This window comes from Pseudomonas sp. S04 (assembly GCF_009834545.1).
Classification (GTDB): Bacteria; Pseudomonadota; Gammaproteobacteria; order Pseudomonadales; family Pseudomonadaceae; genus Aquipseudomonas.
The window spans coordinates 77,096-88,854 of the sequence record NZ_CP019427.1 but is presented as its reverse complement, the minus strand read 5'-3'; the positions used below and the strand labels follow the sequence as shown (position 1 = coordinate 88,854).

The 11,759-nt window shown below is 60.7% G+C and carries 10 protein-coding genes; 4 read left to right on the top strand and 6 right to left on the bottom strand.

Annotated features, from left to right (window positions below):
• Position 1: 1 nt before the first annotated feature.
• A complete protein-coding gene (locus PspS04_RS00440) occupies positions 2-940 on the top strand; it encodes an MlaD family protein (RefSeq protein ID WP_159993005.1) in 939 nt (312 codons plus the stop codon).
• Positions 937-1,587 (top strand): ABC-type transport auxiliary lipoprotein family protein, encoded by a 651-nt coding sequence (locus PspS04_RS00435; RefSeq protein WP_095165160.1) that lies wholly within the window; start codon positions 937-939, stop codon positions 1,585-1,587. The genes PspS04_RS00440 and PspS04_RS00435 overlap by 4 nt, the downstream gene beginning before the upstream one ends.
• A gap of 54 nt (positions 1,588-1,641) precedes the next feature.
• On the opposite strand, the gene PspS04_RS00430 is transcribed toward PspS04_RS00435, so the two are convergent.
• The 4 genes from PspS04_RS00430 to PspS04_RS00415 all read right to left on the bottom strand — a co-directional run bounded on the left by PspS04_RS00430 (position 1,642) and on the right by PspS04_RS00415 (position 5,651).
• The gene (locus tag PspS04_RS00430; RefSeq protein ID WP_095165159.1) at positions 1,642-2,871 is read right to left on the bottom strand and encodes a nucleoside recognition domain-containing protein; all 1,230 of its coding nucleotides are present in this window, start codon (positions 2,869-2,871) and stop codon (positions 1,642-1,644) included.
• A 138-nt stretch (positions 2,872-3,009) separates the two neighbouring features.
• On the bottom strand, positions 3,010-4,341 hold the full coding sequence (gltP, locus tag PspS04_RS00425; protein WP_095165158.1) for a glutamate/aspartate:proton symporter GltP: 1,332 nt from the start codon (positions 4,339-4,341) through the stop codon (positions 3,010-3,012).
• A gap of 785 nt (positions 4,342-5,126) precedes the next feature.
• A complete protein-coding gene (locus PspS04_RS00420) occupies positions 5,127-5,291 on the bottom strand; it encodes a DUF1328 domain-containing protein (RefSeq protein WP_002555679.1) in 165 nt (54 codons plus the stop codon).
• A 72-nt stretch (positions 5,292-5,363) separates the two neighbouring features.
• Positions 5,364-5,651 carry a hypothetical protein gene (locus PspS04_RS00415; RefSeq protein ID WP_159993003.1) on the bottom strand — a complete coding sequence of 96 codons (288 nt, stop codon included), beginning with the start codon at positions 5,649-5,651 and terminating at the stop codon, positions 5,364-5,366.
• A 445-nt stretch (positions 5,652-6,096) separates the two neighbouring features.
• Between PspS04_RS00415 and algB the strand changes: the two genes are divergently transcribed.
• Both algB and PspS04_RS00405 read left to right on the top strand, forming a co-directional pair.
• Positions 6,097-7,443 (top strand): sigma-54-dependent response regulator transcription factor AlgB, encoded by a 1,347-nt coding sequence (algB, locus tag PspS04_RS00410; RefSeq protein ID WP_095165156.1) that lies wholly within the window; start codon positions 6,097-6,099, stop codon positions 7,441-7,443.
• A gap of 10 nt (positions 7,444-7,453) precedes the next feature.
• On the top strand, positions 7,454-9,244 hold the full coding sequence (locus PspS04_RS00405) for an ATP-binding protein (protein ID WP_159993001.1): 1,791 nt from the start codon (positions 7,454-7,456) through the stop codon (positions 9,242-9,244).
• A gap of 7 nt (positions 9,245-9,251) precedes the next feature.
• Here PspS04_RS00405 and PspS04_RS00400 read toward each other — a convergent pair whose 3' ends face one another.
• Entirely contained in the window at positions 9,252-10,868 is a 1,617-nt protein-coding gene (locus PspS04_RS00400) for an EAL domain-containing protein (RefSeq protein ID WP_159992999.1), read from the bottom strand.
• A 73-nt stretch (positions 10,869-10,941) separates the two neighbouring features.
• The gene (locus PspS04_RS00395) at positions 10,942-11,721 is read right to left on the bottom strand and encodes an N-acetylmuramoyl-L-alanine amidase (RefSeq protein ID WP_095165152.1); all 780 of its coding nucleotides are present in this window, start codon (positions 11,719-11,721) and stop codon (positions 10,942-10,944) included.
• Between the last annotated feature and the right edge of the window lie 38 nt (positions 11,722-11,759).

The following is an 11,759-nucleotide window of genomic DNA, read 5'->3' as shown; positions in this document are numbered from 1 at the left end:
CATGGAAACCCGAGCCCATCATGTATTGATCGGCCTGTTCACCGTCCTGGTAGTGGCCGGTGCCTTGCTGTTCGGTCTGTGGCTGGCCAAATCCAGCGTCGACAGCGAGTTCAAGGACTACGAGGTGGTCTTCAACGAGGCGGTCAGCGGCCTGTCCAAAGGCAGCGCGGTGCAGTACAGCGGGATCAAGGTTGGCGATGTGGTGAGCCTGCGCCTGGACCCCAAGGACCCGCGCCGGGTCCTGGCACGCATCCGCCTGGGCGGCGAGACCCCGATCAAGGAAGACACCCAGGCCAAGCTGGCCCTGACCGGCATCACCGGTACCTCGATCATCCAGCTCAGTGGCGGTACACCACAAAGCCCTGAATTGCGGGGCAAGGACGGCAAGTTGCCGGTGATTGTCGCCTCGCCATCGCCTATCGCGCGCCTGCTGAACAACAGCGACGACGTGATGAGCAGCATTAACCGCCTGCTGTACAACGCCAACCAGATGCTCTCGCCGGAGAACGTCGACCGCCTCGGCAAGACCCTGGCCAACCTGGAGCAAACCACCGGGGCCATTGCCGAGCAGCGGGGCGATATCCGCCAAGCCATGCAGCAACTGTCGGCCATCGGCAAACAGGCCACCGCCACCCTGGAACAGACCACCGCGCTGATGCGCAACGCCAACGGCCTGCTCAACGACCAGGGCAAGCAGATGTTCGGCAGCGCCGGACAAGCGATGAAGTCCCTGGAGCAAAGCACGGCAACCATCAATACGCTGCTGACGAGCAATCAGGACGCCCTGAGCAACGGCATGCAGGGTCTCAACGGCCTGGCGCCGGCCGTGCGCGAATTACGCGATACCCTGAGCTCGCTGCGGGCCATCTCTCGTCGCCTGGAGTCCAACCCTAGCGGTTACCTGCTCGGCAGCGACACGGACAAGGAGTTCACACCATGAAGCGCGTCTACCGCCCATTCGCCCACGGCGCCCTGCTGGCAAGCCTGGCCCTGGCCAGCGCCTGCTCGATTCTGCCCAAGGCCGAGCCGCAGGATGTGTATCGCCTGCCTGCAACCCAAGGCCTGGCAACCACGACGCGAGCCACTCCTGTGACATGGTCGCTGCGTCTGGCCAAGCCGCAAGCGGGCGATGTGCTTAACAGCGCGAAAATCGCAGTGATCCCCCAAGGCGACCTGATCAGCAGCTACAAGGCCTCGCGCTGGAGCGATCCCACCCCGATCCTGCTGCGTAACCGCCTGCTCGACGGCTTCGCCGAGGATGGCCGGGTGCGCCTGCTGAGCACCGATGACAGCAACCTGCAGACTGACCTGGAACTGGCTGGCAACCTGCAGGCGTTCCAGAGTGAGTACCAGGGCAATGGCGTGCAGGTGGTGATTCGCCTGGATGCCCTGCTGGTGCGCGGCAGCGATCAGCGCATCCTCGCCAGCAAGCGCTTTGAAGTGCGCCAGCCGGTGAGTGACGTCAAGGTGCCAGGCGTGGTCACCGGGTTTGGCCAGGCCGGCGATACGCTGACCCGGCAAGTGGTTGCCTGGACAGTGGAGCAGGGACAGAGGCACGCTCCCAAACCCGCAGCAGCATCCTTGTAGCAGCTGTCGAGCCCGCTTGCGGCTTGCTCGAGGAAGTCGTCAACGATAATGGGTTCAGCCAAAGAACCAGTAGCAGACCGCGATGGCCGCCAGCACCCCGGCCAGTTCCGCCAACAGCGCACACCCCACGGCGTGCCGGGCACGCTGGATACCCACCGCACCGAAGTACACCGCCAACACATAGAAGGTCGTTTCGGTGCTGCCCTGAATGGTCGCGGCCACCAGCGCCGGGAAGCTGTCGACGCCGGAGGTCTGCATGGTTTCAATCAGCATCGCCCGCGCGGCACTGCCCGAGAACGGCTTGACCATCGCGGTCGGCAAGGCGTCGACAAAGCGCGTGTCCCAGCCCGCCCACTCCACCAGATGGCGAATGCCGTCCAGGCCGAAGTCCAGCGCCCCGGAAGCCCGCAATACGCCTACCGCACACAGCATGGCCACCAGGTAGGGCAACAGGTTCTTGGCCACATCGAAGCCTTCCTTGGCGCCTTCGACGAATGCTTCATACACCTTGACCTTGCGCAGCGCGCCAATCACCAGAAACAGCATGATCAGGCCGAACAGCGTCAGGTTGCCGAGGATCGAGGACAACCCCGCCAGCGCGGTAGCTGAGAGTGTCGCCAGCAGGGCCATGAAGCCACCCAGGACCAACGCACCGGGAATCAGGTAGGCAAGCACCACCGGGTCCCACAGGCGCAGGCGCTGCATGAACGCCACCGACAGCAGCCCGACCAGCGTCGAACAGCTGGTGGCCAGCAGGATCGGCAGGAACACCAGGGTCGGGTCCGGCGCGCCTTGCTGGGCGCGATACATGAAGATCGTCACCGGCAGCAACGTCAACGACGAGGCGTTGAGCACCAGGAACAGGATCTGCGCATTGCTCGCCACCGTTGCACTGGGGTTGAGCTCTTGCAGTGCCTTCATCGCCTTGAGGCCGATCGGCGTCGCCGCGTTATCCAGGCCCAGGCCGTTGGCCGCGAAGTTGAGGGTGATCAGGCCGATGGCTGGATGGCCCGCCGGCACTTCCGGCATCAGGCGCAGGAACAGCGGGCCCAGGGCCTTGGCCAACCACTCGACGATCCCGGCCTTTTCGGCGATCCGCAAAAAGCCCAGCCACAGGGTCAGGGTGCCGAACAGCAGTACCATGACCTCGACCGACAGTTTGGCCATGGCGAAAATGCTTTCCACCATCGCCGCGAAGATCCCGGCATTGCCGCCGATCAGCCACTGCGCCAATGCCGAAATGGCCGCCACGATGAAAAAGCCAAGCCACAGGCCGTTGAGCATCAGTCAAATCCCCCAGAAGATGCGGCGAATGATAGCGGGGTGGGCAGAAACGACAAACCCCGGATTTCTCCGGGGTTTGTCTGGGATCTAGGAGCAGCTGGCGCCAGCTTGCGGCGCCAGCTCCTACAAGAGTCGCATTTAGTGGTTGGTCGTCTCACCAGCCGGCAGCTTGTCCTTGCTGCGCCAGTGCGGCAGGGAGTTCCAGTAACGCTGGCCCTTGGCATCGTCGTACATGCCTTCCCAACGAGAGATGACCAGTACGGCCAGGGCATTGCCGATCACGTTCAGAGCGGTACGCGCCATGTCCATGATGCGGTCGACACCGGCGATGAACGCCAGGCCTTCCAGCGGAATACCAACGCTGCCCAGGGTGGCCAGCAGGACCACGAAGGACACGCCCGGCACGCCGGCGATACCTTTGGAGGTGACCATCAGGGTCAGGACCAGCAGCAACTGCTGACTGATCGACAGGTCGATACCGTACAACTGGGCAATGAAGATTGCCGCGATGCTCTGGTACAGGGTCGAACCGTCGAGGTTGAACGAGTAGCCAGTCGGTACCACAAAGCTGCAAACGGCTTTCGGCGCGCCGTAGGCTTCCATCTTCTCGATCACGCGCGGCAGCACGGTTTCCGAGCTCGCGGTGGAGTAGGCCAACACCAGCTCATCCTTGAAGATGCGCATCAGCTTGATCACCGAGAAGCCGAACAGGCGAGCGATGATGCCCAGCACCACGAAGGCGAAGAAGGCGATGGCGAAGTAAACCAGGATCACCAGTTTGGCCAGCGGCAGCAGGGAGGCGAAGCCGAAGTTGGCCACGGTCACCGCGATCAGGGCAAACACACCGATCGGCGCGTAGTTCATGATCATGTGAGTGACCTTGAACATGCTTTCCGATACGCCCTGGAACATCTTCACCAGCGGTTCGCGCAGGTCCGACTGCAGGCTCGACAAGCCGAGACCGAACAGCACCGAGAAGAAGATGATCGGCAGCATCTCACCACGCGCCATGGCGGCAAAGATGTTCGATGGAATCAGGTTGAGGATGGTTTCGATGAACGCATGTTCATGCTGAACCTCGGCCGCCGTCGCCTGGTACTTGGAAATATCCACAGTACCCAGGGTGCTCATGTCGATGCCGGAGCCCGGATGGAACAGGTTGGCCAGCACCAGGCCCACGAGAATGGCGATGGTGGTGACGATTTCGAAGTAGATGATGGTCTTCAGGCCAATGCGCCCGAGTTTCTTCGCATCACCCACGCCAGCAATGCCGACGATCAGCGAGGAGATCACGATCGGGATCACGATCATCTTGATCAGACGGATAAAGATATCGCCCGCTGGTTGCAGGACGTTACTGATCCACCAGGCTTTTTCAGCACTGAAGTGGTTGAGCAGTGCGCCGATTGCTATACCCAGGACCAGACCGATGAGGATCTGCCAGGCGAGGCTAAGCTTTGCCTTCTTCATATCATTACCCTTACTTGCGTTTGACTCGAGCAGATGCACGAACTGGAACACCCAATGGCGTAAAAGTTTGTGCACCTGCCCCCGTATAAGGTCACCCGGAGCGCGTATTTCGGCTCTCTGGCAGGCGAAAAAAGGCGCAACTATTCCGATGCAACGGGACCACGTCTAATGCCGTAAACGCCTACCCTATGCCGAATCGGCATGAGTTTTTTTTAGTAAAACGACCGTCCCAACCGGTTCGAATACGACATTTCGGCAGGCATAAGTGCCGTGAACCGGCCATTGCAGAGCAGGGTGGTTATTAATTGACCAGTCAATTACGTACAAAAATCAGCGATTTTCCCTACGCAACGCGTCGAAAAATGGTCAGAAAATAATCGCAAATTTCTCGATATACGGTCGCCAGGAAACACTGGGAAATGGTTTGGCAGAAAGGATTGTTGTCTGTGACCCGAGCAGAATAGCTCAAGCGCTCTAACTCAGTGTTTTGCCCACGTAAGCGCGCCGCCCGTTCCCCCAGTCGAGATTGACCGGCGAACGGGCGACGCTGCTTTGCCTGACCCGGCCCTTACGCAGGCACTCCCTGTACCCGTAGGTCACTCCGATCCTGCAACAATCAGAACGTCCCGGCCCCCTGGTCATACGCGCACCTTCCTCGGGTGGGCGTAAAGGAAAGAGACGCTATCGGGCTCTTTCGGTTTTCAATTCCTGTGCTCATCCAACGAACCCTGGCTTTGCCACCCGGCAACGGGGTGGCGCCAGTGCCTTCACGCAACCGCTCAGTGTCAGCCTCGACCGCGACGGCCGAAGAAGAAGGAAACAACAAACATCACCAGGAACACGACAAAGAGAATCTTGGCGATACCCGTGGCGGTGCCCGCGATACCACCGAAGCCCAGTACGGCAGCGACAATGGCAATGATCAAGAATGTGATTGCCCAGCTCAACATGATGACTCTCCTTACGCTTCGATTAGAGGTGCTGCGATTCCCGATGCATGGAGCCGGCACCAGGTCTGTTGCCTAGAACACCCAACGCTCCTGACGGGGCATGTCGAACCCAGGCTGGGCCTGGTCGACGTCCATCATGCGCAGGGGGGCCGCATCAGCCGTCTGGCTGCTGACGGCGCTGAAATGGGTCTGGGTGAGGTGTTGAGTCGGCGTAATCGCAGCATCGGGCTGCTGGCTGTGCTGCCAGAGCATGAATTGCTGGCCGCCGATCAAGGTGATCACCAGCGCAAGGACGGTGAACAGCCCTTGCTGGACATACAGTGGCGAAAGACGCAATTGGGCGGCACGTTGGCGATTCATCCTGAAACTCCTCCCACACTGGTGGTTATTATTGGTTTAGGGCGGACCTGCTTGAACGCCCTGGGCTATTCAGTACATTGCAGCCTGCATGCCATCTTTCCTGTCAGAAATAAACTCAATAAAATCAAACACTTATCTTTAATTAAAAATCCAAGCTGAACGCATCCTGCACGATGCACCGAGCACGGGTCGTGCGTTCTGCACGATTGATTTGCAGCCGAGGGAAAATTTTTGGAATGTATGAGGTGCCGCAGATGTCAGAAAAGGAGACAGGTGCGCTGCAGGACTCCGATTTTTCGCTAAAAATCGAGCTATTTCATATAGTTAGCTAAGTTGAGAGGGAATAACTCCCCGGCTTTGAGCAGAAGCGACCAGAATCAACCATGCAACTTGCCCGATTTCGTCGGGACTAACTAAGATCATTCATTTAAGGAGCGTAGGAAAAATGGAATCCGCCAACGAGCATCAAGGCCGCATTCTGCTGGTGGACGATGAGTCCGCCATCCTGCGCACCTTCCGCTACTGCCTTGAAGACGAAGGCTACAGCGTCGCCACCGCCAACAGCGCTGCCCAGGCCGATGTCCTGCTGCAACGCCAAGTCTTCGACCTGTGTTTCCTCGACTTGCGCCTGGGCGAGGACAACGGCCTCGACGTGCTGGCGCAAATGCGCATCCAGGCACCCTGGATGCGCGTGGTCATCGTCACCGCTCACTCGGCCGTGGACACCGCCGTCGACGCCATTCAAGCCGGCGCCGCCGACTACCTGGTAAAACCATGCAGCCCAGACCAACTGCGCCTGGCCACCGCCAAGCAGCTTGAAGTGCGGCAGCTCTCGGCCCGCCTTGAAGCCCTTGAAGGTGAAATGCGCAAACCCAGCGACGGTTTGGATTCCCACAGCCCGGCCATGAAGGTGGTGCTCGAAACCGCCCGCCAGGTCGCTAGCACCGACGCCAATATCCTGATACTCGGCGAGTCCGGCACCGGTAAAGGCGAGTTGGCGCGAGCCATTCATGGCTGGAGCAAGCGCGCGAAAAAATCCTGCGTGACCATCAACTGCCCGTCACTGACCGCCGAGCTGATGGAAAGCGAGCTGTTCGGCCATAGTCGGGGGGCGTTCACCGGCGCCAGCGAAAGCACCCTCGGCCGGGTTAACCAGGCAGACGGCGGCACCCTGTTCCTCGACGAGATCGGCGACTTTCCCCTGACTTTGCAGCCCAAACTGCTGCGCTTCATTCAGGACAAGGAATATGAGCGGGTCGGCGACCCGGTTACCCGGCGCGCTGATGTACGAATCCTCGCGGCCACCAACCTCAACCTGGAAGACATGGTCCGCGACGGGCGCTTCCGTGAGGACCTGCTCTACCGCCTGAACGTCATCACCCTGCACCTGCCACCGCTACGTGAGCGCGCCGAAGACATCCTGACCCTGGCCGATCGCTTCCTGGCCCGCTTCGTCAAGGAGTATGCGCGCCCGGCCCGCGGCTTCAGCGACGAGGCACGCGAAGCGCTGCTGGGCTACCGCTGGCCCGGCAACATCCGCGAACTGCGAAACGTCGTGGAGCGGGCGAGCATCATCTGTCCGCAGGAGCGGGTCGAGATCAGTCATTTGGGGATGGCCGAACAGCCCACCAACAACGCCCCGCGCATCGGCGCCGCCTTGAGCCTGGATGAGCTGGAAAAAGCCCACATCGGCGCCGTACTTGCCAGCGCCGGCACCCTCGATCAAGCAGCCAAGACCCTGGGTATCGACGCCTCGACCCTGTACCGCAAACGCAAACAGTACAACCTGTGAGCGCCCCCCTATGAAACTGGCGATGAAGTTGCGCACCCGTCTGTTTCTGAGTATCTCGGCATTGATGACCGTGGCGCTGCTCGGGCTGGTGCTCGGGCTGGTCAGCGTGATGCAGATGGCGAGTAATCAGGAGGTGCTGATCCGCGACAACTTCATCACCCTGGACCTGGGCCTCAAGCTGCGCCAGACCTTGGGCGATCAATTGATGATCATGCTCAACCAGACCCCCGACCTGGCGGCGCTGGAAAACTCCGAGCGGCACTATTTCGAGTTGCTGGATCAAGGCATCACCCATGAAAACCGCCTGGACAACGGCCACCAAGGCTTCCAGCAAGCCCGGGATGATTATCTGTCCTTCCTCAAGGCCTTCAGCGAGTCCCAGAATCATTCCGGCAGCCTGAGCGGCAATCAGGAACTGACCGACAAATTCAACGTCCTGCGCAATGGCCTGATCGGCGAACACAAACAAGCGCTGGAGAATATCAACAGCACCCAACGCAAAGACCGCGAACGTGCGTTGCTGGTGGCCGGCTCGCTGGGCCTCGTCGGGTTGGCGGTACTGATCATCGGATTTATCACCGCCCATGGCATCGCCCGCCGTTTCGGCGCGCCGATCGAAGCGCTGGCCAAGGCCGCCGACAATATCGGCCAGGGTAATTTCGACGTCACCCTGCCACTGTCCCCTGCGGCGGAAATGAACCTGCTGACTCGCCGCTTCGGGATCATGGCCGAAGCCTTGCGCGAACATCAGGCCACCAACGTCGATGAACTGCTGGCCGGCCAGCAGCGCCTGCAGGCGGTACTCGACAGCATCGATGACGGCTTGCTGATGATCGACCGCCAAGGCCAGCTGGAACACATGAACCCGGTAGCACAACGCCAACTCGGCTGGGATGACGACCGCCTTGGCCTGGCCCTGGGTGTCGCGCTGCAACGCCCGGAACTCGACGAACAACTGCAGTTGGTATTGCGCGGCGGTTCACTGGAGCGCGCGCCGGATGACCTGAGCATCGAGGTCGACGGTGAATCGCGCCTGCTGACCTACAGCCTGACCCCGGTCAGCCATACCGAAGGCCATATCCTCGGGGCAGTGATGGTGCTGCACGACGTCACCGAACAGCGGGCCTTCGAACGGGTGCGCAGCGAATTCGTACTACGTGCCTCCCATGAGCTGCGCACACCGGTCACCGGCATGCACATGGCCTTCGGCCTGTTTCGCGAACGCGCGCATTTTGCCGAAGACTCCCGGGAAACCGACCTGCTCGACACCGTCAACGAAGAAATGCAGCGCCTGATGCAGCTGATCAACGACCTGCTGAATTTCTCGCGGTATCAGAACGGCCTGCAAAAACTCACCCTGGCCCCCTGCAACATTGATGACTTGCTGGAGCAGGCCCAGGGCCGCTTCCTTGAGCGAGCCCATGAGCAAGGCATCGAATTGCTGGTGGAAATCCAGACACCGCTGCCGCGCTTGCAAGCCGATCAGCCGCAACTGGAGCGGGTGTTGGACAACCTGATCGACAACGCCCTGCGCCATACCAGCGAAAAAGGCCAGATCCGCCTGCAGGCCCGGCGCCATGGCGAACGAGTGATTGTCAGCGTCGAAGACAATGGCGAAGGTATCGCCTATGGCCAGCAAGGCCGGATCTTCGAACCTTTTGTACAGGTCGGTCGCAAGAAAGGCGGCGCGGGGCTGGGCCTGGCGCTGTGCAAGGAAATCGTCCAGTTGCACGGCGGCCGCATGGGCGTCTACTCAAGACCGGGGCAGGGCACACAGTTTTATCTGGCGTTGCCGCTATAGCGTGCGTTCACGCCTCGTCATCAATCCGCCGTGGCGCCATGCGACGGCCGCGTGTCACCAGTTCGATCAACTGCATGGCGGTCAGGGCGTGGGCGAACAGCCAGCCCTGGCCGTAGTTGACGCCTTCGCTGCTCAGGTACATGGCCTGGGCTTCGTGCTCGATGCCTTCGGCGATCACCTTGAGCTCCAGGGCATGGGCCATGCGGATGATATGGGGCGCGACGCCACTACTGGCCGCGTCATGACCTAGGGCATCGATGAAGGCCTTGTCGATTTTCAGGCAATCCACGGGCAGGGTTTGCAGATACGCCAGGCTGCAATAACCGGTGCCAAAGTCGTCGATCAACACTTGATGCCCGGCGTCGCGCAGGGCTTGCAGGTTTTCCCGGGCGACCACCACATCGATCAAGCCGCGTTCGGTGACCTCAAACGCGATCTGCCGGGCCGCCACCCGGTGCAAGGCCAGCAAGCGCGACATAACTTCGCCGATCCTCGGCACCATCACATCGCACGCCGCCAGGTTGACGGAGATGTACAGCTGCGGGTTGGCGCGCAGCAGTTGACCCAGCTGTTCCAACAGGCGCTGCAGGACGAAATCGGTGATTTGCCGGATCTGCCCGCTGTCTTCGGCCATAGGGATGAAGAGGTCGGGGCTGGTGAGGGTGCCGTCCGGTCGACGCCAGCGCAACAAGGCCTCGGCGCCCACGCAATTACGGCTACGTAGATCGAAGATCGGTTGATAGAGCACCTGCAACTCGCCGCGCTTGAGGGCGCCCTGCAGCTCGCCGCCCATGGACTGGCGCTGGCGGGCTAACAGAAACACCAGCGCACCAATACTCAAGCCCAGCATCAGGCTCGCCGGCACCAGCCACCACCACAAGGTCGGCAGGTGCATGGCGGTGCGTGGAGAAATCAGCACCAGCTGATATTCCGGGTTGTTGGTCGGCATGCGGTAGATCAGGCGGTTCTGGGTGATCTGCAACGGCTCATTGCTGAACGGCGACCAGGGCTCCGACGGTGGCCAGGCTTGCGGAGCCCCCAGGACCGGGATTGCCCGGGTGCCATGGTCGAGCACTACCAGCAGGCTGCTGCCGGGTGACAGGTCGACCATATCGGTCAAATGCCCGCGAGAGGTCGCCACCCGGAAACTGCCACGCCCCAGCATCAACGCCGCGCGGTTTTCATCGGGTTCGGTGGAGGTGTTGAGCCAATAACTGTAGGTCGGCCCCTTGATGTCAGGGGGGCGGATGGCCGAGAGGGCATCCTGGTGTGGACGGTTGGAGCAGAATTGGGTTTGGTCGATGTAGGCCGCTTCATAGACGAAGCGGTAGCTGAAACTGACCTGCTGCAGGGTGGTGAACATTTTCATGTCGCAGCCGCGCAATGGCTGGGCCTCGAGGTCGTCCAGGCCTTCACGCAACTGCCCGAACAACTGCTCGAGACGTTCGAGAAAACGTTCGCCCTGGCTGTTCATCTGTTCGCTTTCGCGCAGTTGCACCTGACGCAAAGCCACGCCCAGGCTGCCGGCCAGCAGTAAAGCAACACTCAACGCAGCCGCCAGTATCGCCAAAGACCAAGGGCGATAAAACCAACTGCGCAGGGTCTCTCGTGCGGCGGCCATCATTGAACATCCAAAGGATTACCAATGAGTTATAGCTACTGATTGAGATTTAGCGCTGACCGTCGGGCGGGCGTCATTATTTTGTCTGATTTAACACCTGCAGGATCGCCGCACTCTGCGCATCGGGCGTACCGTCGAACAGCGTCGGGCGAAAGCGCATCTGGAAGGCCGCCAGGACGTGCCGGGTGGCGACATCCAGCTCGCCGGTCTGCGGCGTGGTGTAGCCCAGGTGCGACAACTGTTCCTGGAACCAACCGATACTTGGCAACTGGGCGGCAAACTGCGCTTGCTGGCGCGCCACCGCCTGTTCATTGGGCCACAGCGCAACCCCGGCCTCGGCCAGGCGCTTCCATGGGAACAGCGGACCCGGATCGAGCTTGCGCAGTGGCGCAATGTCACTATGACCGATCACCTGCCGCGGGCTGATGCCATTGCGCTTGTTGATGTCCTTGAGCAGGAAGATCAGCGATTGCACCTGGGCTTCGCTGTAGGGATACCAGACGCGCCCAGTCGGCGTATCGGTGAACCCCGGGTTGACGATCTCGATGCCGATCGAGCTGGAGTTCAGCCAGGTGCGCCCTTGCCATTCGCTTTCCCCGGCATGCCAGGCGCGCCGATTCTCATCCACCAGCTTGTAGATGGTTGCGTTCTTGTCATCGCCCACCAGGTAATGGCTGCTGACTTCGCCACGGGTCAACAACGCCAACGATCGCTCCAGCGAAGCGGAGGTGTAATGCACCACCACGAACTGGATCCGGTTGTCTTGATTGACCGAGGGATGGCTGGTATCGATACGCGGACCGCTGGCGCAACCGGCCAGGACTAGGAGGGATACAAGCAGGGCGATGAATTTCATGAGGAGGGCAGTACTCTGCGGACAATAATGCAACAAGC